Source organism: Methylobacterium sp. 285MFTsu5.1 (genome assembly GCF_000383455.1).
Classification (GTDB): Bacteria; Pseudomonadota; Alphaproteobacteria; order Rhizobiales; family Beijerinckiaceae; genus Methylobacterium.
In genome coordinates, this window is sequence record NZ_KB911276.1 from 166745 (window position 1) to 190130 (window position 23386).

21 protein-coding genes are annotated in these 23386 nt (G+C 73.7%); 7 read left to right on the forward strand and 14 right to left on the reverse strand.

All coding sequences use genetic code 11. From position 1 onward, the window contains the following. Window positions 1-8: 8 nt before the first annotated feature. From H288_RS0113525 to H288_RS0113535, 3 genes are read right to left on the reverse strand one after another with little or no spacing between them, the layout of a single operon-like run. The gene (locus tag H288_RS0113525; RefSeq protein ID WP_026604921.1) at window positions 9-2477 is read right to left on the reverse strand and encodes a branched-chain amino acid ABC transporter ATP-binding protein/permease; all 2469 of its coding nucleotides are present in this window, start codon (window positions 2475-2477) and stop codon (window positions 9-11) included. 4 nt (window positions 2478-2481) lie between these two features. After that, the gene (locus H288_RS0113530) at window positions 2482-3351 is read right to left on the reverse strand and encodes a branched-chain amino acid ABC transporter permease (protein WP_020093116.1); all 870 of its coding nucleotides are present in this window, start codon (window positions 3349-3351) and stop codon (window positions 2482-2484) included. Window positions 3352-3359: 8 nt separating this feature from the next. After that, window positions 3360-4541, reverse strand: a complete 1182-nt coding sequence (locus tag H288_RS0113535; protein ID WP_020093117.1) for an ABC transporter substrate-binding protein — start codon at window positions 4539-4541, stop codon at window positions 3360-3362. Between the two features lie 196 nt (window positions 4542-4737). On the opposite strand from H288_RS0113535, the gene H288_RS0113540 reads away from it, so the two are divergent. Next, window positions 4738-5154: a nuclear transport factor 2 family protein gene (locus H288_RS0113540; protein WP_020093118.1), complete on the forward strand. Its 417-nt coding sequence runs from the start codon at window positions 4738-4740 to the stop codon at window positions 5152-5154. A 10-nt stretch (window positions 5155-5164) separates the two neighbouring features. Here the strand turns inward: H288_RS0113540 and H288_RS0113545 are convergent, their stop codons facing one another. Then, window positions 5165-5866, reverse strand: a complete 702-nt coding sequence (locus H288_RS0113545; protein ID WP_020093119.1) for a GntR family transcriptional regulator — start codon at window positions 5864-5866, stop codon at window positions 5165-5167. A gap of 473 nt (window positions 5867-6339) precedes the next feature. On the opposite strand from H288_RS0113545, the gene H288_RS0113550 reads away from it, so the two are divergent. After that, on the forward strand, window positions 6340-6765 hold the full coding sequence (locus H288_RS0113550; RefSeq protein WP_026604922.1) for a MucR family transcriptional regulator: 426 nt from the start codon (window positions 6340-6342) through the stop codon (window positions 6763-6765). 44 nt (window positions 6766-6809) lie between these two features. Here the strand turns inward: H288_RS0113550 and H288_RS0113555 are convergent, their stop codons facing one another. The 9 genes from H288_RS0113555 to H288_RS0113595 form a co-directional block, all read right to left on the reverse strand. Then, entirely contained in the window at window positions 6810-7763 is a 954-nt protein-coding gene (locus H288_RS0113555; RefSeq protein ID WP_020093121.1) for an alpha/beta fold hydrolase, read from the reverse strand. Then, the gene (locus H288_RS0113560; RefSeq protein ID WP_043712583.1) at window positions 7760-9004 is read right to left on the reverse strand and encodes an MFS transporter; all 1245 of its coding nucleotides are present in this window, start codon (window positions 9002-9004) and stop codon (window positions 7760-7762) included. The genes H288_RS0113555 and H288_RS0113560 overlap by 4 nt, the downstream gene beginning before the upstream one ends. Before the next feature lie 129 nt (window positions 9005-9133). Next, window positions 9134-10060: a LysR substrate-binding domain-containing protein gene (locus tag H288_RS0113565; RefSeq protein ID WP_020093123.1), complete on the reverse strand. Its 927-nt coding sequence runs from the start codon at window positions 10058-10060 to the stop codon at window positions 9134-9136. A gap of 110 nt (window positions 10061-10170) precedes the next feature. Further along, window positions 10171-13146, reverse strand: coding sequence for a hypothetical protein (locus H288_RS0113570; RefSeq protein ID WP_020093124.1), 2976 nt, complete (start codon window positions 13144-13146; stop codon window positions 10171-10173). Next, window positions 13131-13862, reverse strand: coding sequence for a hypothetical protein (locus H288_RS0113575; protein WP_020093125.1), 732 nt, complete (start codon window positions 13860-13862; stop codon window positions 13131-13133). The genes H288_RS0113570 and H288_RS0113575 overlap by 16 nt, the downstream gene beginning before the upstream one ends. Window positions 13863-13939: 77 nt before the next feature. Then, window positions 13940-15043, reverse strand: coding sequence for a hypothetical protein (locus H288_RS0113580; RefSeq protein ID WP_020093126.1), 1104 nt, complete (start codon window positions 15041-15043; stop codon window positions 13940-13942). Continuing rightward, window positions 15040-15492 carry a hypothetical protein gene (locus tag H288_RS0113585; protein WP_158684213.1) on the reverse strand — a complete coding sequence of 151 codons (453 nt, stop codon included), beginning with the start codon at window positions 15490-15492 and terminating at the stop codon, window positions 15040-15042. Before H288_RS0113585 ends, H288_RS0113580 begins: the two co-directional genes overlap by 4 nt. Then, a complete protein-coding gene (locus H288_RS32355; protein ID WP_043712585.1) occupies window positions 15489-16646 on the reverse strand; it encodes an AAA family ATPase in 1158 nt (385 codons plus the stop codon). Before H288_RS32355 ends, H288_RS0113585 begins: the two co-directional genes overlap by 4 nt. Before the next feature lie 378 nt (window positions 16647-17024). After that, window positions 17025-17429 (reverse strand): DUF983 domain-containing protein, encoded by a 405-nt coding sequence (locus H288_RS0113595; RefSeq protein ID WP_085986796.1) that lies wholly within the window; start codon window positions 17427-17429, stop codon window positions 17025-17027. A 205-nt stretch (window positions 17430-17634) separates the two neighbouring features. Here H288_RS0113595 and H288_RS0113600 point away from each other — a divergent pair, with 205 nt between their 5' ends. Next, a complete protein-coding gene (locus H288_RS0113600) occupies window positions 17635-19026 on the forward strand; it encodes a PLP-dependent aminotransferase family protein (protein WP_020093130.1) in 1392 nt (463 codons plus the stop codon). Between the two features lie 54 nt (window positions 19027-19080). Further along, window positions 19081-19590, forward strand: coding sequence for a c-type cytochrome (locus H288_RS0113605; protein WP_020093131.1), 510 nt, complete (start codon window positions 19081-19083; stop codon window positions 19588-19590). A gap of 316 nt (window positions 19591-19906) precedes the next feature. Here H288_RS0113605 and H288_RS0113610 read toward each other — a convergent pair whose 3' ends face one another. Beyond that, the gene (locus tag H288_RS0113610; RefSeq protein ID WP_020093132.1) at window positions 19907-21661 is read right to left on the reverse strand and encodes a DUF3369 domain-containing protein; all 1755 of its coding nucleotides are present in this window, start codon (window positions 21659-21661) and stop codon (window positions 19907-19909) included. 134 nt (window positions 21662-21795) lie between these two features. On the opposite strand from H288_RS0113610, the gene H288_RS0113615 reads away from it, so the two are divergent. The 3 genes from H288_RS0113615 to H288_RS0113625 all read left to right on the forward strand — a co-directional run bounded on the left by H288_RS0113615 (window position 21796) and on the right by H288_RS0113625 (window position 23202). Continuing rightward, complete coding sequence (locus H288_RS0113615; protein ID WP_020093133.1) at window positions 21796-22560, forward strand: response regulator; 765 nt, start codon at window positions 21796-21798, stop codon at window positions 22558-22560. Window positions 22561-22701: 141 nt separating this feature from the next. Then, window positions 22702-22971 carry a hypothetical protein gene (locus tag H288_RS0113620; RefSeq protein ID WP_020093134.1) on the forward strand — a complete coding sequence of 90 codons (270 nt, stop codon included), beginning with the start codon at window positions 22702-22704 and terminating at the stop codon, window positions 22969-22971. A gap of 15 nt (window positions 22972-22986) precedes the next feature. After that, window positions 22987-23202, forward strand: coding sequence for a hypothetical protein (locus H288_RS0113625; RefSeq protein ID WP_020093135.1), 216 nt, complete (start codon window positions 22987-22989; stop codon window positions 23200-23202). The last annotated feature ends 184 nt before the right edge of the window (window positions 23203-23386 follow it).

A 23386-nucleotide genomic window follows, 5' to 3' on the forward strand; every position in this document is an offset into this window, starting at 1 on the left:
AGCCCCCGTTACGCCGCACCGAGATAGGCCGCTTCCAGCCCCTTGTCCGCCGACAGCTCCGCGGCGGTTCCGCGCGCGACGACCCGGCCCTGCTCCAGCACGTAGCCGCGGTCGGCGACCGTGAGGGCCAGCGCCGCCATCTGGTCCACGATCAGGATGGTGACGCCCTCGTCGCGCAGCTCGGCCACGGTCGCGTAGAGGGCGTTGATCATCGCCGGGGCGAGGCCCAGCGACGGCTCGTCGAGGAGCAGGATGCGCGGGTGCGCCATCAACCCGCGGGCGATGGCCAGCATCTGCTGCTCGCCGCCGGAGAGCAGGCCCGCCCGGCTCGCCGCCCGGTCGCGCAGCCGCGGGAACCGGTCGAGCAGGCGCTCGACCTCGGCCGGGTCGATCGGCGACCCGCGCCCGAAGGCGCCGAGGCGGATGTTCTCGACGACGGTGAGCTCCGGGAAGACCTGCCGCCCCTCTGGCACCAGGACGAGGCCGCCGCGGGCGATCCGGTGGGCGGGCAGCGCGTCGACGCGCCGGTCGTCGAACACGACCGATCCCGCGACCGGGCGCAGCAGCCCCGCCAGCGCCCGCATCGCCGTGGACTTGCCGGCCCCATTCGCGCCCAGGAGCGCGACGGTCTCGCCGGGCCGCACGTCGAGATGGACGCCGTCGAGGACGGGCGCGGCGCCGTAGCCGGCGGTCAGGTCGAGGACCGAGAGGACGGCGTCCGCCGGTCCCTGCCACGGCGCGCTCCGCGGCCGGGCCGGGGTGTCGGCGCCGCCGAGATACGCGCGCAGCACCGCCGGGTCGCGCCGGATCTCAGCGGGCGTGCCGCGCGCGATCGGGCGGCCGGCATCCATGACGAGGATGTGGTCGGAGATGCCCATCACCAGCGGCATGTCGTGCTCGACCAGCACCACCGCGACGCCGCTGTCGGCGATCCGGCGGATCAGCCGGGCCAGCCGGTCGGTGTCGGCCCGCGACAGGCCGGCGGCGGGCTCGTCGAGGAGTAGCACCGCGGGGCTGCCGGCGAGCGCTCGAGCGATCTCCACGAGCCGCCGGTCGACGTGGGGCAGCTCGGCGGCCGGGCGGTCGAGGGCGCCCCGGTAGCCGACGAAGGCGAGGAGCGCGGCGGCCGTCGCGCGGTCCCGCGCCCGCGCGCGGCGCCACAGCCGGCCCGGCGCGAGGCCGAGGGCGACGTTGTCGGCCACCGGCAGCGAGCCGAACAGGCGCGTGGTCTGATAGGTGCGCGCGATGCCGGCGCGGGCGACGACGTGGGCCGGCCGCCCGGCGAGGTCGCGCCCGCCCAGCCGGATCGCCCCGGCGCTCGGGCGGTAGAAGCCCGAAACCATGTTGAGCACGGTGGTCTTGCCGGCCCCGTTCGGGCCGATCACGCTGGTGACGGCCGCCGGCCGCGCCGTGAGGTCGACGCCGTCCGCCGCCGTGATGCCGCCGAAGCGGATGCCGAGGCCCTCGAGGACGAGGGCCTCGCGCGCCGCCGTGCCGGGCAGCGGCACCTCCTCGCCCTCGGCGGCGGCCGGCGCGTCCCGGCCCCGGGGCAGCAGGCGGGCGAGGCTGCCGACCAGCCCCGAGGGCACCAGCCACAGCACCGCGAGGGTCGCGACGCCGAAGAACAGCAGGCGGTACTCGGCGAGGCCGGACAGCGCCTCCGGCAGCAGCACGGTGACGAGGGCCCCGAGGAGCGGGCCGAGCACCGTGCCGGCGCCGCCGACGATCACCGAGAGGACGAACAGGATCGACTGCGAGAACGGGAACGAGCTCGGCGCGATGAACAGCATCAGCGGCGGCAGGACAGCCCCCGCGAGGCCGGTCAGGGCGGCGGAGATCGCGAAGGCCAGGGTCTTCACCCGGACCGGGTCGAAGCCCAGAGCCGCCGCGGCGACGTCGGCGTCGCGCACGGCGCGCATCGCCCGGCCGAGGCGGCTGCGGGCGAGGATGTCGAACACGGCGAGGCTCGCCCCGGCGGCGAGCACCGCCAGCACCGCGAGGCCGGCCGGCGAGAGCGGCTCGCCGAGGAGGCTCGGCGCGTCGGTCACAACGAGGCCGTTCTGGCCGCCGGTCAGCTCGCCGCCCTCGATCAGGCCGTGCTCGACGATGAAGCCGAAGGCGATCGTCAGCATGGCGAGGTAGGGGCCCTTCACCCGCATCGCCGGCACCGCCACGAGGCCGCCGACGAGCGCCGCGATCAGGGCCGCCGCCGGGAGCGCCAGCCAGAAGCTGACGCCGTGGAGCGTCAGGATCGCGCTCGCGTAGGCGCCGATCGCGTAGAAGCCGGCCTGGCCGAAAGAGATCAGCCCCGTCAGGCCGAGGAGCACGTTGAGGCCGACGCCCGCGACCGTGGTCAGCGCCATGAGGGCGATCACGAAGTGGCTGTAGCCGGCGGTCAGCGCCACGAGGCCGAGCGCGGCGGCGGTGAGGCCGGCGATGCCGAGCCGCATCGCCGGGCCTGAGCGCAGGTACGGCATCGCGTCAGACCTTGTTGACCGCGGCGCGGCCGAGCAGGCCGTCGGGGCGCAGGGTGAGGGCCAGGATGATCACCGAGAACACCACGAGCTGCGTGTAGGTCGAGCCCAGGGTCGCGGTGACGCCGGCCTCGACGAGGCCGTAGAGCAGCCCCGCCAGGATCACCCCGGTGGCGGAACCGATGCCGCCGAGGATCGCGACCGCGAAGGCCTTGATGCCGAACAGCGTGCCGAGCTCGGCCGAGACCGAGAAGAGCGGCGCGATCAGCAGGCCCGCGATGCCGGCGAGCACTGCCGAGAGCGCGAAGGCGCAGGCCACGGTGCGGCGCACGTCGATCCCCATCAGCCGGGCGGCGTCGGCGTTCTGCGCCACGGCGAGCAGGACGCGGCCGAGATCGGTCTTCCGGAACACCGTGCGGATCGCGAAGGCAAGGGCGATCCCGACCACCGGGATCACGAGCTGCAGCGGGTAGATGCCGGTCCCGAGAATCTCCACCGGCTTCGTGGCCAGCGGCGAGGGCAGGCTGCGCGGCTCCTTGCCGAAGGTGAACAGCACGGTGTTGTCGAGCACGATGCCGCCCGCCACCGTCGCCAGGAGCCACGCGTCCGAGCCGCGCGCAACGAACGGGCGGACCAGCGCCCGCTCGACCACGAGGCCGAACAGGGCGCAGCCGGCGAGCGCCAGGACGATCGCGGCCGGCATCGGCCAGCCGAGGGTGACGCCGAGCGCGTAGGCCAGGACCGCGCCCAGGGTGACGACGCTCCCCTGCGCGAAGTTCACGGTCCCCGACACCGCGTAGGTCACGTGGAAGCCCAGGGCCACGAGCCCGTACATGCTGCCGAGGCCGAGGCCGCTGACGAGGATGGAGGTCAGCATCGCCGGGCTCAGTTGGTCACCGCGACGATCTCACCGTCCTTGAAGCGGGTGAACACGTAGTCGTTCGGCCCGAGCGCGTCGTGCTGGCCGGGCGTGAAGGGCGTGGCGTAGGTTTTGATCAGGCCCGGATAGGTGCCGATCTTGTAGAAGCCGTCGCGGACCTTCGGGCCCTCGGTGGAGCCGGCGGCCTGGATGGCGAGGGCCAGCAGGTGCGTCGCGTCGTAGGCGTTGGCGATGCCGACGGCGGGGGTGACATCGGCCATCGACTTGATCGCCGGGTACTTGGCCTTGAGCGCGTCGAGCACCGCGCTCGCCTTCGGCGACGCGTTGCCCGCGAAGGTGAAGGTCTGGATGAAATGGACCTTGCCGGCGCTCGGGCCGGCGAGCTCGTCGAAGCGGCCGCCCGCCGGGCCCCAGTGCGAGACGACCGGCACCGACCAGCCCATCCGGTCCAGCGACTTCACCACCTGGGCCGAGGGCCCGACATTGCCGACGAGGAACAGCGCGTCGGCCCCGGCCTCCTTCAGCCGGGACAGCTGGGGCACCATGTCGACGTCGTTGGCCTCGTACTTCTCGATGCCCGCCGCCGGGAGGTTGGCCGCCTGCAGGGCGTCCTTGAGGCCCTTCTGGTTCGACTCGCCCCAGGCGTTGTTGACGAGGATCATGCCGGGCTTCTTCGCCCCGTAGGTCTTCACCGCGTAGGCGACCAGCGCCTCGTCGACGAGGGCGTCGACCGCGGAGACCCGGAAGGCGTAGTTGTCGGCGGCGCCGTTGCGGGTGATGCCGGTGCCGGCCGCCCAGGGGCCGATGAACGGCACCTTCATCTGGTTGGCGATCGGCACGATCGCCATCGAGACCGGCGTGTCGAGGCCGCCGACCACCGCGACGACGCCGACCCGCTGGATCAACTCGCGGGTCGCCAGCACGCCCTTGGACGGGTTGGCCTCGTCGTCGCGGGCCACGAGCTCGAGGGGGCGTCCGAGGACGCCGCCCCTGGCGTTGATCTCGTCGATGGCGAGCCCGATCCCGCGGGAGATCGCCTCGCCGGATTTCGCGGACTGGCCGCTCAGGGCGGTCACGAGGCCGATCTTGACGGTGTCGGCCGCCTGCGCGGTCGAGACGGCGAGGCCGAGCAGCGCGCTCGTCGTCACCGCGAAGCGGCGCAGGGTCGGGGGCAGGAAGGAGGCCATGGCATGTCTCCGAGGGCGGGGCGCAGCCTGCTTTGCGCAACCTCCATGCCACCAGGAATTGGCCGCTTCGGCCGCTGCACAGACCGGTGCCTGTATCCTCGGAGGCAATCTGTGCTCAATCTGGCGTCAAAGTGCATACACTTCCTGCATGCACGGGCCGGCCTTTTGCGGCACGTTGGGCCGACAGGAGGCCTGCATGACCGACATGACCCACGATGCGGCGACCGCCCGCGATGCCGCCAACGTCACCGCCTATCTCGAGGCCTCGATGGTGCCCGATCCCGAGACGGCCGCACGCTACATGGCCCCGGGCACCCGGATCGTGTTCACCGGCGCCCGGGTGTTCAACCATCCGTCCGAGGTCACGGCCTTCAATGCCGGCCGCTACGCCTGGGTGAAGAAGCGGATGGAGCGGCTGGACGTGGTGCCGGGCGACGGCGTCACCACGGTCTACAGCCTCGGGACCCTGTACGGCGCGTGGCCGGACGGCACGCCCTTCGAGGGCAACCGCTACGTCGACCGCTTCACCGTGCGCGACGGGCTGATCGTCGGCATGGAGGTCTGGAACGACAGCGCCGAGCGCCTGCTGACCAAGCACGGCCTCACGGCCTGACGCGGCGGGCTCAGGCCCCGCCGCCCGCGACGTAGGGCGCCAGCAGGCGTGCCAGATCGCGCTCGCGCGGGGCCGGGGGCACGATCCGCGCCCGGTCGGCGACCGCGTCGAGGTGGTGGTCCATGAGCGCGGCGGCGCGCTCGGCATCGCCCGAGACCAGGGCGGCGACGATGTCCCGGTGCTCGCTCACGGCGCAGTCCGAGGAATGCGGGCGGCTGTAGAGGGACAGAATCAGGGCGCAGCGATAGCCGAGTTCCGCGACGTACCGGATCAGCACGGCGCTGCCGGTCATCTCGGCGAGCATCAGGTGGAACTCCGTGGCGAGCCGGATCGACAGCGCCTCGGGGCCGCCCCGTGCGGCCTCCTCGCGCGCGATCTGGTCCAGCAGGACCTGACGCTGCTCCGCGCTGAGCCGCCCGGCGAGGCGGCGGACCACGAGCCGCTCCAGGCCGAGGCGCACGTCGAAGGTGTCGCGCGCCTCCTCCCAGCTCGGCGTCGCCACGACGGCGATGCGGTTGCGGCGCAGATCGACCAAGCCTTCCCCGGCCAGCCGCAGCAGGGCCTGCCGGGCGATGGTGCGGCTCACCCCGAACCGCTCGCCGAGGGCGTCCTCCGGCAGCCGGTCGCCGGGGGCGAGCGCCCGTTCCACGATGGCCCGCCTCAGGGCCTGGCAGATCGCCCCGACGCGATCGCCCTCGTCTCCCGCCTTCATGGACGGCGTCCGGACTCTGTCGCCCGTGTCCGTGCGGATTGATCCGTCATGATCCTCTCTCGACGCGATCCGGCGCCCCGCATCCGGTCCCGTGCCGGCTGGGCTCTTCGCAGACCTGGGACCCGAGGTGCAACGGTCGCGCCAGCGTCGTCGGCGACCGTCCGCCGTGCGCGAACTCCGCCGATCGCGCTTCCATCCGCGTCCGTGGGCGTCCCGTGCGGGACCGGCGCGATCGCTTCCGACAAAGTCGCCGCCACGGACGTCTCGCAGATCCAGTCCAGCAACCTGTTCGGTACCCAGATCAGCGGGGAGGATGGAGCCACTTTCTGGTTGAGAAATTTTGTAGCCACTGTTTCTATAAGTAGAATAGTGGTCACGATGTTCTTTTTTGAAGCTCAATCAAGATGAAGGATTGACATGCGAAAATTGATATACAACTCTCGTGAGGTGCGTTTAGAGGGAGAATGGCAGGCATGCTACCTGAGGTTGGTGCCAGTGCGGGAGAATTTTCTGACTCGTCCTTGAGAAATTCAATCAAGATCGTCTGCGCCTACGTGATCCGGAATCCGGTATCCCCTGTCCAACTCTGTGAGATTTTAGCCAGTACGTACGAAATGCTTAGCCAGATCAGCGCGGGACCGGCGCGCGCGGTCGCGACGCCCGAGGCCGCCACCGCGCGGGAGATCCGCGCGTCCATCCAGGCCGAGGGCCTGATCAGCTTCATCGACGGCAGGTCCTACAAGACGCTCAAGCGTCACCTGACGGCTTACGGGCTGACACCGGAAGAGTATCGCGCCAAGTACGGGCTGCCGCGCGACTATCCGATGGTGGCTCCGGGTTACGCCGCCAAGCGCTCGGAGATCGCGCGATCGCTGCAGCTGCGACACAGGGCGGGATAGGCCCTCTCAATCGCGTCCGGAGCGGTTCGCCGCGATACACGCGGTCAGGCGGGGATCGGGCGACCCGGATCGATCACGGAGTCCGGCCAGGGATTCTGCCCGTCGCTCAGCCAGCGCAGCGTGTCGGCCCAGAATCCGCCGCTCCTGCGCGCGTGGAACAGGCCGAAATGGCCGGGCGCCTCCGCGCCGATCGCGGACGGGGTCAGCTGTACCTGGATGCGCGGGCTCGACACGTAGTAGCCGAGGGCCCGGCGGATCGCCGCCGGCGTGCCGAACGGGTCGTCCGGCGTACCGACCGCCAGGATCGGGGCGCGGACGGCGGCGAAGCGGGCGAGGAGGGCGGGGCGCTCGGCGGCCGGGTAGCTCGCCTCCATGCGCCGCCCGCGGAATGCCCACTCGTAGGCCACGCCGGCCGGCAGATCCTCGAGCCATCCGAGCCGACGGCCGGGAAAGTAGCCGACGACGGCGGTGACGCACGGCATCAGCAGGTGCCACTTCGCGATCATGCTGAGCCTCTCGCGGGCGCGATAATCGCGGCGATAGGCGAATTGCGCGCCGACGGTGAGGATGCGGTCCACCGCGCCCGCGGCCTCGGCGAAGCCGGGGAGGAAGCCGCCGATGCTGTGGCCGACGACCGTGAGCGGCCCCGCCTCGCGCTGCCGAATCCATCGGACGGCGGCGTCGAAGTCGAGCTCGCCCCAGTCCCGCCAGCGGATGCCGGATCCCCTCAGGCGCGCGGGCCGCGATTCGCCGATGCCGCGGTAATCGTAGGTGAGCACGACGAAGCCCCGCTCGGCCAGGAACCGCGCGTAGGCGTAGTAGTAGCGCGCGCGGACGCCGGTCGCCGGGTTGACGACGATCGTGCCCCGGCCCGGCGACCCGCTCGCGCCCGGGCGCCAGAGGTGACCGCGGAGCCGGTAGCCGTCGCGGCAGGCGATCGCCACGGGTCGCGCGTCGACACCGGCGGTCGCGGCGGGCGCGTGGCGGACGGGCGTCATCGGACCCCCTCGGCGGTGGCCGCCGGGACCGGACGATCGTCGATCGGGAGGTGGAGGAGCGCGGCGATCAGGCCCGCGAGGGCCGTGGCGAGCCAGACCCCATCGTAGGATCCGGAGACCTCCAGAACCACGCCCCCCAGCCACGCCCCGAGGAACGAGCCGATCTGGTGGCTGAGGAAGACGATCCCGAACAGCGTCCCGAGGTGACGGATCCCGAAGACCCGCGCCACCAGGCCGCTCGTCAGCGGGACCGTGCCCAGCCAGGTCAGGCCCATCACGGCCGCGAACGCCAGGACGACAGCCTCGGATTTCGGCGCGACGAGGAAGGTGCCGATCGCGGCGGCGCGGATGAGGTAGAGCCAGACCAGGACGTGCTGCGGCCGGTACCGGCCGCCGAGCCAGCCGCACCCCCAGCTCCCGGCCATGTTGAAAAGGCCGATCAGCGCCAGCGCGGTCGCGCCCAGGCCCGCCGGCATGTGGCAGAGGGCGAGGTACCCCGGAAGGTGGGTCGCGATGAAGGCGAGCTGGAAGCCGCAGGTGAAGAAGCCGAGCGTCAGCAGCCGGTAGCCCGGGTGCCGCCACGCCCGCAGGAGCGCCTCGGACAGGCTGCCGGCCGCCGAAGAGCCGTCCGGCACGCCGGCGCGGGGCGCGCGGTCGAGCGCGACACCGAGCGGCGCGAGCGCGACGATGATCGCCGCGAGCGCGAGGAGCCCCGCGCTCACGCCCGCGACCGCGGTCACGGACTGCGCGAACGGGACGAGCAGCACCTGGCCGAGCGAGCCGCCGGCGCTCGCGAGGCCCAGAGCCGCGCTGCGACGCTCCGGTGCGGAGGCGCGACCGACCGCGGTCAGGACGACGCCGAAGCTGGTACAGCTGATCCCGATCCCGACCAGCAGCCCCAGGCCGAGCAGCAGCGTCGGCGCCGCCGGCGCGAGCGCCGTCAGGACGAGGCCGCCCGCGTAGACCAGTGCGCCGAGGGCGACGACCGGCGCGGCCCCGTAGCGGTCCGCCGCCGCGCCCGCGAAGGGCTGCGCGAAGCCCCAGACGAGGTTGTGCAGGGCGATGGCGAGGGCGGTCGTCGCCACCGGGATGCCGGTCTCGAGGGAGAAGGGCCCGAGGAACAGCCCGAAGGTCTGCCGGATGCCCATCGCGCCGCTCAGAACCAGGCCGGCCGCGACCGCCACCGGCACCACCGGCAACCCGCCCCGTCGCCCTGCGCGCGCGCGCCCGATCGTTGCCATCGCGGCCTCCGTTGGCTGTCGCCTTCGGAGACGGTCGCAGCCGGTGGCCGGCGCGACAAACGAGAAGATTTCCACGGGCAGTGAACGCCGCTCACGGGCGGGGCGCGCCGTCCCGGTCCCGTCGGGCCCTCAGGCGGCGCCGGTCGGGAAGCGCCGCTTCTGCTCGGCCGCGAACCGGCGCGCCTCTGCCAGCAGCCAGGTCCGGAACAGGTCGGGCTCCGGCCGGTCGTCGTCGCCCTCGGCGCTCACGAGCCAGTGGGAGGTCGCCGCCGGGACGGCGGGGCCGACCCCGACGAGCGTACCCTCGCGCAGCTCCCGGTCCATGAGCGCCCCCCGGCCGAGGGCGATGCCGAGGCCCGCGGCCGCGGCCTGGAGCGCCATCGCGAACGTGTCGACGTGCAGGGTGTCGGCCGAGGCCAGCTCCACCGCCCCCGACGCGTCGCTCCAGGCCTGCCAGTCCTCGGTCGCGGAGGTGACGTGGATCGTCGTCGCGCGCCGGAGGTCGAGGGCGCCGTCCGGACCGGTGACGGCCCCGCGCTGGGCCGGGCTGCAGACGGGGAGCAGCCAATCCTCGAACAGGCGGACGCTGCGGTGGCGCGGAGTCGGAACCCGGCCGAGACGGAGGGCGAAGTCGAAGCCGTCGATCGGGAAGCCGACCTGCCGGTGGGAGGTGTCGATCCGGATCGCGATCTGCGGGTGGCGGCTGCGAAAGGCCGGGAGCCGGGGCAGCAGCCACCGCGTCGCCAGGGTCGGTGCGCAGCTGATGGCCAGGGTCCTGCCGGACCGCGGCGTGGGCAGGCGGCGCGTGCCGATCAGGATGAGGGACAGCGCCTCGGACACGTAGGTCAGGTACTCGGCCCCCTCGCGCGTCAGCGCCAGCCGGCCCGGCTCCCGGACGAACAGCTTGACGCCCAGCGCCTTCTCGAGGCCGACGATCCCGTGGCTCACGGCGCTCGGCGTCAGGTTCAGTTCGGACGCCGCGCGGGCGAAGCTGAGATGGCGGCCGGCCGCTTCGAAGAGCCTGAGCGTGGAGAGGGGAGGCGTGCGGGGCCGCATGGGATCGTCGGGGTGAGCCTGCCGGTCGCCGGGGCAGCGACGTCGTCGTCCGACGGGGAAGCTAGCCCGGATGGTGTCGCGTGCCCAAGGCGGTGCGTGCGCCCGGCCGGTCAGATCAGGCGCAGGATCACCTGTCCGGTGACGGTCTCGAACACGATCAGGCGACCCCGCCCGTCGAAGACGGCCGCGGCGTCGCCCTCGGGAGCGAAGCGCGCGCGCAGGCTCCCGCTGCCCTGCCACAGGACGGCCGGTCCGCGGATCCGGTTCGCGCCGGGCACGCTGGCCCAGAGCGTCCCCTCCTCGGTGGCGGTCGCGGCCCAGAGGCGGCCGTTCTCCGCCGCGACTAGGCGCGGCGGGTCCGCGGGCTCCGCGCGCGCGGCGGCCTCGATCAACGCGCGCTCCTGCTCCCGGGAGGCCGTCGTGAAAGCGTGGGGATGCGCCCGCAGGTGCGGATGCGCGCCGGTCCCCTCGAGGGACCAAGCGACGGCCTCGGTCAGGCCGAGCACGCCGACGCCGCGATCGGGCGGCGTCCAGAACCGGCACGTCACCGCAAGGGTGCGGGAGGACAGGCTCCACCACTCGATCAGGCCGTCGTGCCGGGCGTAGATCAGGGCGCTCGCGTCCGCGAAGGCGGCGAGCAGCAGCGGCCGGCCCGGTTCGGTCATGGGCAGGCGCCAATGGTGCGCCAGGGCGCCGTCGGAGCCGGGCGCGCCGCCCGCGCGACCGAGGAGCGAGGCGGTGTCCAGCCGGACGAGCGCCTCCCCGTCGAAGACGAGCCAGCCGGTCTCGTCCGCCTGACCATGCCAGTGCGTGATCGGCAGCGGACCGAGCGGCAGGAGCCGTCCGGTGCCGGCGTCGAAGAGCTGGACGTCGGGGCCGTCGAGCGTCTCGCGCAGAACGAGGGCCCGGTCGCCCGCGCCGAGACGCGCGAAGCCCGTCAGGCCATCCACCTGTCCCCGCCAGCGCTCGCGGCCGGCGCGGCCGAGGAGGCGCACGAGCCCGGAGCGGTAGCCCAGGAGCAGCCGCCCGCCCGACAGGAGCGCGGCATCGGCGATCTCGGAGAGCGCCGGGCCGTCAGGGACGACGAGCGGGCCCGCCAGGCGGGAGGCGGACGGTGCGGTGCGCGTCCTGAGCTGCCGGAGATGCTGGCGCAGGGCGACCTGTCCACCGGCTTCCGCGAAGCGCCCGGCGAGCCGGGCGCGCTCCGCATCGTGGCCGAGGATGCCGTCATCCGCGGCGAGGCGGCGCGCGAGGCCGCGGCAGAGGAGCGCGAAGGCGGGCGTCGGCGGCCGCTCCGGACCGCCCTCGAACTGCGCGTCGAGCAGGAGCGCGGCCACCGCGCTCCGGCGCGCCGCCGCCTCGGCCCCGGTCGCGCTCACCAGGTCCGCGAAGGCGGCGTGCAGCCGGTCGCCGTCCCGTCCCTCCCAGGGCAGGGCGCGCAGGGCCCGGGCGAGCGGCGCGGCCGGCACCGGCGTCTCGGCGTCGAGGGCTTGCCGGATCCAGTCCAGTCGCCGCTCGGCCAGAGCCGGCAGGCCGAAGGTGACCGCGGCGGCGCGATCCAGGGCGCCGATCCCGACGAGGCGCGCGGCCCAGGCCTCGGCCAGGACCGGTCGGAACGGATCGTCGGCCCCGAGTTCCTTCCAGAGCTCCGCGTGGGCCTCGTGGCGGGCGGCGAGTGCCAGGGCCCGCTCGGTCTGCCCCGCCCGGAACCAGAGCGGGACGGTCGTCGCGGGCGGGAGGCGGCGCGCCTCGGCCAGACGGGCGGCGGTCTCCAGGCGCCCGGATTCCGCGAGGAGGCGCACCGCCTCGTGCGGGTTCCCGACCAGGCTGTCGAGTACGAAGGCCGCGCGATCCGTGTCGCCGCGTCCGGCCATCGCCACGGCCTGCGCGCGGTAGAGCGCCGCGAGCCGGATCTCGTCCGCGGGCGCGAGGCTCAGTCCGCTCGCCCGCTGCGGCCCGAGATCGAGGTCGAGGCTCCTGCGCAGCCCGGGCCCGGTCAGCGGCAGGTCGGCGAAGGCGCTCCCGCGCCGCGCCGCGCCGCCGAGACCGATCGCCCGGTACAGGGCCTCGTCGACGCGCCCCGCCGCGAACAGCCGCTCGACCTCGGTGAGCCGCCGGGCATAGAGGCGGCGAAGATGGACCGCGTAGGGCGAGCGCCACGCGAGCCACGCCGCCGCCCGGCACCAGATGGGCGTGCGTCCGCTGCCGGTTCCGGCGGGCTGGCTGGCCGAGGGCGCGGCGCCCTCACGCCCGGCCCGCGCTCCGCGGCGCCGGAACGCGAACCACGCGATGACGAGAAGGACCAGCACCGGCAGCGCGAGGCTGCCCCAGTGGGCCGCGGCGGCCCCGTGCTCCGCCGTCGTCCGGACGTTCTCGGCGAAGCCAAGCACCATGGCGCCGACCATGATGGAGGCCAGCAGGACGACGTAGGCGGTCCAGAGGAGCCCCAACGCGCCGCCGATCAGGCGCCGGAAGCGGGTGACGAGATCGCCGAGGACGTGCTTCGTCCGGCGCCGCGGCCGCCGGGTCACGGCGTCGCGGACCGGCGCGAGGGGGTCCGCGTCGGCGACGAGGGCGGGGGCGCTGACGAGGCGGCGCGCCGGCGCCGCCGGTCGCAGGACCGGCAGGCGTTCGGCCGGATGTACCGCGATCGCGTCGAGATCCCACCAACCGGCGATGTCGAGACTAGCGAAGGCCGCCAGCGGCTCGGCGGCGAGGCGTCCCCCCGTCATGTGGACGACATGGTCCCGCAGGGCCGCGGCGACGGGCGGCTCCGGCTCGGCGAGGGGTACGGCGGTCAGGATCCCGGCACTGCGCACGACCGGCAGGACCGGTCCGAGGGCCGCGCAGTCCCGCGTGACGGGCGCGGCGAACAGCACGAGCACGCGATCGCCGCGTGATCGCACCTCCGCGGCGTGCTCGAGCCAGGGAAGGAGCCGGGCGCGCCAGTCCGGCCCCGCGGAGCCGCGCGCCATCAGGATCCCGTCGAGGGGGATCGTGCCGGCATGCATCCAGCCGCGCGGGCGCAGGGCCGCGAGCGGCTCCCGGGCATCGGGGACCGGCGGCGGCCTCAGGCGCCCAGGCACGGGACGGTTTCCGCGAACGCGCCGAGATCTCTCAGGTGGGACCATCCGCGGTCGAGCTGGCCGAAGGCGAGCGCGTCGACGAAGCCCGCGGCGTCGCACCGCGCGGCCGCGATGCACGGGACGGCATCGGCATCGACGGCGACGCGCACCGCCTCGAGGGTCGCGTCCGGAAGCGTCAGGGGATCGCACGCCGCCGCGCCGTCCGGGGTCCGGAACGTCAGGCGCGCCGAGCCCGCCTCGTCGCGGTCGAGATGGAGGGCCAGGGGGCCCTCGACGGCCTGGGCGCTCACGCCGTCGTACGGGGGCACGATGCCGATGATCCGGCCCTGCGGCCCGAGGTGCGCGACCGCTCCGTCCGCGGCGCTCACCACGTGCCAGTGCCCGCCCGCCTGCTCGATCCCCAGGGTGGGCTGCCCGCGCACCGCGCAGAGGGCGAGGCCGCCGCCCGGCCGCAGCGATCCGGCCCGGCCGGGGAACCGCGCCACGACCTTCCCGTCGGACGGCCGCCGCGCGATCACCCCATCCGCGCGATCGCGCATCAGCAGACCGGCGGGCGTGACCGCGAGGGGAAGCTCGCCCGCGAGCGGCGCGTAGTCGATCAGCCGCGTCTCCGAGACCAGGAAGGCCGTGCCGTCGGCCGCCAGGAGCCAGGACCGGTTGCGGCGTTTCAGCGTCCCGAGGGGCGGCAGAACCGCCTTCGGCAGGCGCGGGCTCACCAGGGGATGGTCCCGCGGGATCCGCCGGTCGAGCGTCGCAGCGGCGCCCGAGCGGTCGAAGGTCCAGCTGCGGAGCGTCAGGCGCGCGTCGTCGGCGTAGACGTTGAGGCACGCGGCCCGGATCCGCGACCGGCCGACGGCGAGCCCACGAGGCGCTCGTGGGGTGCGACCGGCAGGCGCAGCGCGCCGGAGGTGCCGGTGACGGGGACGATGAGAATGCCGTCGGGCCGCGCCACCAGGAGGTGCTCGCCGCAGGGCGCGAAGGCCAGCCCGCGGGGCGCCCAGTCCGGAGGCGCCGCGCTCCGGTCGGGCGCGGACCGCCGGGGCGGCGGGCGTCCGGGAGCCGGACGGGGCCGGAACGGGTCGCGCAACAGCGCCACCGCCTCGCGCTCCGGCGGGAGGTCGAGGCGCGCGGCGGCGACAGGGCCGGTGGCGTCCAGCACGGTGACGTCGGCGGCCACGGCGAGGCCGTCCGGCCCGAGACGCGGCCGCTCCTCGATGGTGATCCGCCGGCACGGTCGCGCCGCTTCGGGCAGGTCGGACCCGCCGATGAGCCAGAGGCTGGCGCCGGGCCGCCCGGCCGCGCGGGTCGCGACCGGCTCGGCCACGACCCGTTCGAGTTCGACCGCGTCGAGGGATGTGGCGGCGCTCTCGCGGAGAAGGACCGCGGCGTCGGACCGCTTCAACGCGCCGAGCCAGCGCCGCTCCGGCGTGGCGGTCGAGGCCCAGAGCAGGCGCGCGCCGCGCCGCCGGGCGAGACCGGCCAGGCAGAGCAGCGCCGCGAAGGCCACGAGGCGGGGGGCGCCGAGAAGTTCCGGCCCGGCATCGACCACGACCAGCACGGCGCCCGCATCCGCCGCCTGACGGTAGACCGGCTCCAGGGTCAGCAGGTCGCGCTCGGCCGCGCGCTGCAGGAAGGCGTCCGAATCGAGGTCGCGCCAGAGCCACTCCGAGGCGACGAGGCGCTCGATCCCGCCGCGTGTTCCGAGGCCCCCCAGCCCGTCGATCTCGCCCTGCGGTTGCCCGCCCGCGCCGTCGGCCCGCTCGACGAGGGGCCGCAGCGCCTCGACCAGCGCCGCGAGGATCCGCAGATCCGGTTCCGCCATGTCGGAGAAGAGCGTCGTCCAGGATGCCAGCGCCGGCGGAAGGGTCGTCCGCGGACCGGTCGATGCGGCGCTCACGCCGCCTCTCCCAGGCGGCCGGTATCGATGTCCGGCACGGCGCGCGAACCGGCGAGGTCGAGCAGGCGCAGGGTTTCGCCCTCGGGGACGAGCAGGGCCGGACCGCCCAGACCGTGCCGGTCGAGCAGGCGGCGCGCGACCTCGGCGCGCCAGGGCGCCGGCACGGCGAGGCGGCACCCGAAGGGCAGGAGCAGCGGCCCGTCGGCCGCCAGCCACCCGAGCGGCGTCGCGCACCAGGGCAGCGCCGGCCGGCCCGAGCCTGTGTCGGGGGCGAACAGGACGGCCTCGCCGCCCGCCAGCGCCAGGCGCAGGGTGGCGTAGCGGCCGATCCGCGGGGCGATCCGCGCCAAGAGACCGGCCGCGTCGCTGCGGGTGAGGCGCAGACCCACCGGCGAGCCGCCGGCCGCCGGCATCAACCGCAGGGGAAGACGCGCCGGATCCGGGATCACGCCGGGGTCACGCCCGCGACCGGTGCCCGGCAGCGCGTCAGCAGCGCGTCCCGCGCCGCGGCGAGGGCCCGCGGGCGCTCCTCCGCCCCGAAGGCGGCGTCGATCTGCACGAGGAAGGATTCGGCGCGGACCAGCCAGGCCTCGAAGGCGGGGGCGGTGCGGTCGTCCGGGGCGGAGGCGGCCAGAGCCTCCCCCTCCTTGGCGAGGTCCGCGGCCCGTGCGGCCGGACCGTAGCCCGCCGCCTTGGCGGCGGCGGGCAGGACGGGGCTCGCCGCGGCGCCGAGCTCGACGCGCAGCAGGTCGCGGGCCTCGTCCTGCGCGATCCGGTCCTGGACGAGGTGGATCATTGGCCACAAGTCGGCCTCCTCCGCAGCCGTCCGGCCCGCGATGAGCGCCGCCGCCGCGACGAGCGACTGGCCCCGCACTACGCGCCGGTCGCTCAGCCGCACGCCGCGGGCGCGCAGCTTGCGCACCACCTGCGCGTAGGCGGGCCGGACCGGCGAGAGGTCGATCCGCGCGGCGGCCTCGGCGAGGGCGTCGATCTCCGCGAGCGTCAGCGGCGCCTCCCCGTCGCCGGGTTCGACGGACGCGACCGGATCGCCGGCGAGCAGGGCCTCCAGGTCGGTGTCGGCCAGGGGATCGACGAAGGCCGTGACGAGGAAGCGGTCGGCGAAGGCCGCGAGACCGGGATCCTCCGGCAGGGCGTTGCTGGCGCCGACGCAGCAGCGCAGCGGGACGGCGGTGTCGAAATGCCCCCGGCGGTAGCGGCGCTCGTTCAGCACGCCGAGAAGCGCGTTCAGGATCGCGGTCGAGCCGAGGAAGACCTCATCGAGGAAGGCGAACTCGGCCTCCGGCAGCATGCCGGAGATGTCCGGCCGCAGCTTGCCCGCGCGCAGGGCTTCGAGGTCCAGCGGGCCGAACAGTTCGGCCGGTTCCGTGAAGCGCCCGATCAGGTACCCGAAGCAGCGCGCCCCGGTCCCGGCGGCGCAGGCCCGCACCGCGGCCGACTTGCCGGTGCCGGGCGGTCCGATCAGAAGGAGATGCTCGCGCGCCACCAGCGCGAGGTGCACCAGCTCCACCACGTGGCGACGCCCGACGAGGCCGCGGGCCGCGCGGCTGATGGCGCGCTCCAGGCGTGCGATCGCGGTATCGATACCCCCCTCCCGTCAGGTTCGGCCCGCTCGCCGCGACAGGGCGATCGGTCGCGGTGCCGTCCCGCGCTGCGCCGTCGAGCCGGCGGCGGGCGCCTCACGGAGCCCGTCCCGTGACGTGAGGCGCGGCCGGACCGAAGACTTTCCTGTGCGGCCGCGCGTCCCGATCATCGGCATCTGCCGAGATGCCAAATCTGCCCGTGTACGCGTCCCACTATCGTCGCGCAGCCCCGGCGCCGGGACGATCAGGCGAAACATTCTGACCACGAGACATCCCGGAATACTCTGATTCCGCGAGGCTAGCCCGGCGGTCGACTTCCGGTCAACGTGCCGCGACCGCCGCCTGACCATCGCGGCGGCGCGCACGCACCGGCGACGCGGTCAGTCCCGCGACGTCGGACCGGAGACCGGCGCCTTCGGGACCGCGAGGCGTCCCTCCTCGGCCTTGTTGATGTACTGGCTGGCGATGAAGAGCCCCTTCAGCGGCCGGATGATCGGCACGCAGGCCAGGAGGAGCAGCGGCAGCGTCACCACGGCGTGGACCCAGAGCGGCGGATCGTAGGTGAGTTCCAGCCAGATCCCGAAAGCGGTGACGGGGAACGCCATCGTCATCATGATGAAGAAGGCGGGCCCGTCCGCCGGATCGGCGAAGCCGTAGTCCAGCCCGCACGCCTCGCAGCGCGGCCGCAGGGTGATGAAGCCGTCGAACAGGCGTCCTGTCCCGCAGCGCGGGCAGCGGCAGCGCAGGCCGACGGACATGAGCGATTGGTCGGTGGTCCTCTGCATCATCGACGGTCCTGAGCAACAGGCCGGCGCCGATCCCTGATCGACCGGCCTTGCGCCTGCCGATTGTATGGCATATCAAGCCATACAATCGCGGTTGAGACTGAGCCATCCGACAGGTTTCTGGCGGATCGCGGCCGGTTTGGAACACTGAGCGCTCTGGCCGCACGCTCAATGTATGCATACAGTGGTGGGATTACAGGGGTCAATGATGGAATCCTGGAGCCCGACAATCGCCGGCGACACGGGGCCCAAATACCTCGCCATCGTCCGGGCGTTGGCCGAGGACATCCGGGCCGGCCGGCTCTCGCCGGGAGCGCGCCTTCCGCCGCAGCGCGCCCTGGCGAAGCACCTCAACGTCGATCTCACGACGGTCACGCGCGCCTTCAACGAGGCGCGCCGAACGGGCCTGATCGACGCGACCGCGGGCCGGGGCAGCTTCGTCCGGGCGTCCCGTTCGCCGGCCGCGGAGATGCGCAGGCCCGATCCGTCCGGCAGCGTCGATTTCAGCATGAACATGCCGCCCCAGCCGGAGGCGGCGCGGCTGGCGGAGCGCCTGGAGGCGGGTCTGTCGCGGTTGGCCGGTTCGTCGACCTTCCTGGCCCGGATGCAGTACCAGGACAGTGCCGGGAACCTCGCCGACCGGGCGGCGGCGGCCCACTGGCTCGGTCAACGGCTCGGGGCGCTCCCGATGCAGCGCGTCCTCGTGGCCGGTGGTGCCCAGGTCGTGCTCGCCGCCGTGCTCGCTGCCGTCCTGAAGCCGGGCGACGCCCTCTGCGTCCCGGCGCTCACCTATCCCGGGCTGCGCATGGCCGCGGAGCGCCGCGGCGTCCGCCTCCTGCCTGTGGTCGGCGACGCGGAGGGGCTCGACCCGGACGCCCTGCTCGAGCGGTGCCGATCCGATCGGCCGCGGGCCCTGTACCTCGTGCCGACCCTCGACAACCCGACCACCGCGACCCTGCCGGCAATCCGGCGTCGGCGGATCGCCGAGATCGCCCGCACGCACGGCGTCGCCATCATCGAGGACGACGCGTACGGCGCCTTGCCCCACGACGCGCCGGCTCCCATCGCGTCTCAGGCGAGCGACATCACGTGGCACATCGCGACGCTGTCCAAATGCGCGAGTCCCGGCCTGCGCATCGCCTACGTCGCGGTCCCGGGAACGAACGAGGCGGTGCGGCTGGCGGCCGAGCTGCGCGCGATCAACATGATGGCCTCGCCCCTCACGGCCGCGCTCGCCTCGCACTGGATCGCCGAGGGCGAACTCGACGGCATCGTCGCGGCGATCCGGCAGGAGAACGAGCTCAGGCAGGCGGTCGCGCGCGAGACGCTCCGGGACCTAGACGTCTGGGCGCATCCGTGCGGGCACCATCTGTGGCTCCGGCTGCCCGATCCCTGGCGTCGCGGCGAGTTCGGCGCCCACGCGCGCCAGCTCGGCGTGTCGGTCGTCCCGAGCGACGCCTTCGCGGTCGGGGCCGCCCCGGAAGCGATCCGCGTCTCCCTGGGCGCGGCGCCGGACGCCGAGACGCTCCGGTACGGCCTCAGCCTGCTCGCGACGCTGCTGGCGCACCCGCCCGGCGCGATCTCCACCGTTGTCTGAGCCGGCAGAGGCGGCGCGTGCCGGTCCGACCCCTCTGACCGCGAAGGGAACGCGATGCTCCGGTGTCTCAGGCGGACGCGCCCGCGCATCCCGCGTCGTCCCTCGCGCGTCTCGGCACTGGCGCTGGCACTGCTCGCGTCAGCCTGCTCGGACGACGGACGGGAGCGCCGCCGCGCCCTGGGCGAGACCCCGACGTTCGACGACGTCATGCGGGTGGCCGACGCGGAGCGCGGCGGGCGGCTGTTCGGTCAGTGCGCCGCCTGCCACACGATCAGCCCGGGGGCGGGCGATCGGAACGGACCCGAACTCTACGGCGTGCTCGGCAAGCCGGTCGCCAGCAACAGCCGGCGCTACGGCTATACCGGGGCGCTCCGGGCGCTGGGCGGCGTCTGGACACCGGAGCGGATGGACCTCTGGCTCGCCGCCCCGGCGAAGCTGGCGCCCGGCACGCGCATGACCTTCCGCGGCCTTCCCGATCCCCTCGATCGGGGGGATCTCATCGCCTATCTCCGGACCCGGTCACCGGGGGACGGTGACGCAGAGGCGCACCCGTCGCGGCCTTGAGCGGCTCCCCGGCGGCATCGCGCGTCCTTCGCGACGCGATCGGAGTCGGGATCGTCCTGCCGGTCCGACGAAGCGCGTGGGCAGGGCGACGCCGTGCGCGTACTGGATCAGAGTTGGTGCGAGACCCGCGATCATCGACCAAGCGACGAGCCGGTCGGATCCGGACGCGGTTTCGTCATCCTGCGCGTCGCCATCGGCCGTCCCCTCGCGGTCGCGGCCGGTGATCGGCCGCCTCGGAGCGGCGTTGTGGTCAAGCTCCTCTGCCGCCGGATTGCGCGACGTCTCGCGTGGCGGCACGGACTGACCCGGCGATCCCTCAGATCAGCCCGACGGATTCTTCCGGGAAGCGGATCGCGAAGACCGCCCCCAGCCCGGGACCGGCGCTCTCCGCCGTGGCGCGGCCGCCGTGAAGCTCGGCGATCCGACGGACGATCGAGAGCCCGAGACCGGTCGAATTCTCGCCGCCGGTGGGCTTGGCCGACAGGCGCTGGAACCGCCCGAACACGCGGGCCGAATCCTCCGGCGAGAGGCCGGGCCCGTGGTCGGCGACGGCGCAGATCAGTTCCGCGCCGCGCGGGCCCGGCTCGCGGCTGACCCGGACCGTGATCGCCCCGCCCGTCGGGCTGTACTTGATGGCGTTCGAGACGAGGTTGTCGAGGGCCTCGCGCAGGCGCTCGGCGTCGCCGCAGAGGAACAGCTCGTCCGGGCCTTCGCAGACCAGGGTCTGGTCCTTCGCGTCGGCGAGCGGCCGGTCGGCCTCGCAGACCTCCCGGGCGAGGCCCGCGAGGTCGACCGGTTCCCGACGCAGGCTGATGTCGAGGGCGTCGTTCATCGCGTCGGCCATGAGGCTGTCGATCATGGTCGTCAGCCCCTTGGCGCTGGTGCGCACGTGCTGCACCTGCGCCCGCATCTGCTCCCGGTCGCCCTGCATGTCGATCAGGTCGGACAGCATCTCAGCGCGGCCGAGGATGACCGCCAGCGGGTTCTTCAGATCGTGCGCGATCGTGCCGAGGATCTCGGTCTTCAGGCTGTTGGCGCGCCGCAGGTCCGAGCGCTGCAGGTCCAGCCGGCGATTCGCCCGGATCAGCTCGGCGGTCCGCTCGACGACCCGCCGCTCGAGGTCGGCGTTGGTCAGCTGTAGCCGCTCGTAGAGGATGACGTTGTCGAAGGCGATCGACAGCCGGCTCGTGAACAGGGCGATGAGCGACCGGTCGGTCTCGGACAACTGGCGGTCGGCCTCGATCAGCGCGACGATCTCGCTGCCGCTCGCCGTGTGCAGATACAGGGTCGACCAGTGCTCGCCGAAGCTGTGCCGGCGCTCGGCAAAGGCGCGTTCGACGAGGGGTTGCACCCGCTCCTCCAGCGGCCAGCACGGCTCGCGGCCGGCGTAGTGGCCGTAACAGCCGGAGCCGGCCAGAACGCAGAAGCGCTCCTGCGGGGCGGCGGTCTCGCGCAGGACCAAGATGCCGGCGCAGGCGACGTTCAGGAGCGAGGCGACCTGGGTGAGGACACCCTCCGCCAAGCGCTGCATCGACTTGTGATCGAGGAGCATCGGCGCGGCGTCGATGATGATCTCGAGCCCGCGCCGGGTCTCGTCGAGGCGCTTGAGCTGCTGATGGGCGCGCAGGGCCGCGGTGAGGCTGGTGAACAGCTTGTCGGCGGTCAGCTCGGTCTTCGCCTTGTAGTCGTTGATGTCGTAGTCGACGATGATCCGCCGCTCCGGCGCCTGCCCGGGCTGGCCGGTCCTCAGGATGATGCGCACGGTCTCCTGCCGGAGCTCGCGCCGGATGTAGTCCACCAGCTCCAGCCCGGCATTGTCGGTCTCCATCACCACGTCGAGCAGCACCACCGCCACGTCGCGGCGCTCGGCGAGCAGCACCCGCGCCTCCGCGGCCGAACGGGCGGTGAGAATCTCCAGGCCGCGCCCGTCGAGGGTGTAGCTCGCCAGCGCGTAGCGCGTGCCGTCATGCACGGCCGGATCGTCGTCGATCACGGCGATCACCCAGGCTCCCGCGGTCGGCTGCGCCTCGTCGAGGTCGTCAGGGATCAGCGTGAGGGTGTCATCGTCCATGGCTATGACCTGAAATGCTGCTCGCAATCGGACGACTACGCTAGAAATCGTGTTGAAAACTTGTCACGCTACCGTGAGCCGATACGATTCCTGCATTCGTTCAAGAGCGAACCCGGAAAGTGCGCACCGCTGCGATGACCATACCAGACAGCCCCGCCCCCGGCGCCGCCCGCGGCGGTGCGGCGATCCCGTCGATCGCCGTGGTGGACGACGAGGCGGCGACCCGTGAGATGGTCGGGGATTACCTGAAGCTCCACGGGTTCTCGGTGGTCCTGTGCGACGGCGGGCGCTCCTTGCGGGAGCACCTCGCCGGCCACAGCCCGGACCTGATCGTGCTCGACCTGAACATGCCCGAGGAGGACGGGCTCTCCATCGTGCGCGACCTCAAGGCCCGGACCGCGATCCCGATCATCATGCTCACCGCCACGGCGAGCGCGATCGACCGCGTGGTCGGGCTGGAGCTCGGGGCCGACGATTACTTGCCCAAGCCCTGCGAGTTGCGCGAGCTGGTCGCCCGCGTGCGCTCGGTCCTGCGCCGCGTGCAGACGCCGACCGCCGCCGCGCCGGCCCCGGTTCCCGTGAGCGGGCGCCGCATCCGGTTCGGCACGAAATGGCTGGAGCTCGACGCCCTGCGCCTCAGCGACGATGCCGGTCTGGAGCAGGCGCTCACCCGCTCGGAATTCGACCTGCTGAAGGCGTTCGCCGACAATCCGCGGCGGGCGCTCTCGCGCGAGCGCCTGCTCGACCTCGCGGACGCCCGCGACCCGGACGCGTTCGACCGCGCCATCGACGTACGGATCAACCGCATCCGCAAGAAGGTCGAGCCGGACCCCGGCAATCCGCGCTACATCCGCACCGTGCGGGGCCTCGGATACATATTCCGCCCCGAGGGAGACTGATGCGACCCGGATCAATGTTGCGTCGTGATGGGGTGACGCAACAATTCACGCTCCAGATCGGGCTGAAAGCAATATCCGCGGTACGGAGCGTCCCTATCAGCGTGGCAGGACCGAGGGCCGCAAGTGCCCGGAGGACGGGCCATGCGACACGTGATCGGTACCTCGTCGGCCGCGGCTTTCGGCACGCTCTGCGTCCTGGCGCTCGTCGGCTGGACCCAAGCGGCCAGCACGGTGCCGATGCAGGCCAGCGGGGGCGCAAAAGCCTCCGCGGCGGCCCGTGACGGCGCCGCCTGTGGCGGGGCGGCCTGGCCGTACCCGCCCGGCGCCTGCGCGGGTGCCGGCCCGGTCGGCGACCCGGCGGGCCGTCGCGTCCGGCTCATCGCGGTCGACGCCGCGCCCGGCCGTCGATGAGGGGCGCGAACCGCCATGCCGCACTTCAGCGACGACCCCGGTGCCGACGAAGATCCCGACCTGCTCGGCGCGCTGCGCCGCATGCTGCACGGCGGAGAACGCGCTCCGCGGCGCCTGCCGACCTGCGCCGAGCGGTTCGGCGTGCCGGCGCCGCGCGATCGCGCGCGTGACGCGCAGGATGCCGTGCTGGCCGGCCCGGACCCGCGGCCGCCCCGATCCCGACATCGCTGAGACCACCCGTGGCGGATGGCTTCGACGCCGTCTCTGCGCGCGCAGCGAAGCGATCCGGCGGCGCCGTATCGGCCGGACGCGCGCAGCCCTGGGTCGCTTCGCTGCGCGCGCGATGACGGAGCGGGCGGCAGCGACCGAAGACTGCGCGCGGACACCGGGTGATCCGGTCGCCGGAACGCCGCCC

Excerpts from the sequence above, each read along its gene's own strand:
- H288_RS0113525 (WP_026604921.1), bottom strand. The coding sequence starts at position 2,477 with ATGCCGTACCTGCGCTCAGGCCCGGCGATGCGGCTCGGCATCGCCGGC.
- H288_RS0113530 (WP_020093116.1), bottom strand. The coding sequence starts at position 3,351 with ATGCTGACCTCCATCCTCGTCAGCGGCCTCGGCCTCGGCAGCATGTAC.
- H288_RS0113535 (WP_020093117.1), bottom strand. The coding sequence starts at position 4,541 with ATGGCCTCCTTCCTGCCCCCGACCCTGCGCCGCTTCGCGGTGACGACG.
- H288_RS0113540 (WP_020093118.1), top strand. The coding sequence starts at position 4,738 with ATGACCGACATGACCCACGATGCGGCGACCGCCCGCGATGCCGCCAAC.
- H288_RS0113545 (WP_020093119.1), bottom strand. The coding sequence starts at position 5,866 with ATGAAGGCGGGAGACGAGGGCGATCGCGTCGGGGCGATCTGCCAGGCC.
- H288_RS0113550 (WP_026604922.1), top strand. The coding sequence starts at position 6,340 with ATGCTACCTGAGGTTGGTGCCAGTGCGGGAGAATTTTCTGACTCGTCC.
- H288_RS0113555 (WP_020093121.1), bottom strand. The coding sequence starts at position 7,763 with ATGACGCCCGTCCGCCACGCGCCCGCCGCGACCGCCGGTGTCGACGCG.
- H288_RS0113560 (WP_043712583.1), bottom strand. The coding sequence starts at position 9,004 with ATGGCAACGATCGGGCGCGCGCGCGCAGGGCGACGGGGCGGGTTGCCG.
- H288_RS0113565 (WP_020093123.1), bottom strand. The coding sequence starts at position 10,060 with ATGCGGCCCCGCACGCCTCCCCTCTCCACGCTCAGGCTCTTCGAAGCG.
- H288_RS0113595 (WP_085986796.1), bottom strand. The coding sequence starts at position 17,429 with ATGCAGAGGACCACCGACCAATCGCTCATGTCCGTCGGCCTGCGCTGC.
- H288_RS0113600 (WP_020093130.1), top strand. The coding sequence starts at position 17,635 with ATGATGGAATCCTGGAGCCCGACAATCGCCGGCGACACGGGGCCCAAA.
- H288_RS0113605 (WP_020093131.1), top strand. The coding sequence starts at position 19,081 with ATGCTCCGGTGTCTCAGGCGGACGCGCCCGCGCATCCCGCGTCGTCCC.
- H288_RS0113610 (WP_020093132.1), bottom strand. The coding sequence starts at position 21,661 with ATGGACGATGACACCCTCACGCTGATCCCTGACGACCTCGACGAGGCG.
- H288_RS0113615 (WP_020093133.1), top strand. The coding sequence starts at position 21,796 with ATGACCATACCAGACAGCCCCGCCCCCGGCGCCGCCCGCGGCGGTGCG.
- H288_RS0113620 (WP_020093134.1), top strand. The coding sequence starts at position 22,702 with ATGCGACACGTGATCGGTACCTCGTCGGCCGCGGCTTTCGGCACGCTC.
- H288_RS0113625 (WP_020093135.1), top strand. The coding sequence starts at position 22,987 with ATGCCGCACTTCAGCGACGACCCCGGTGCCGACGAAGATCCCGACCTG.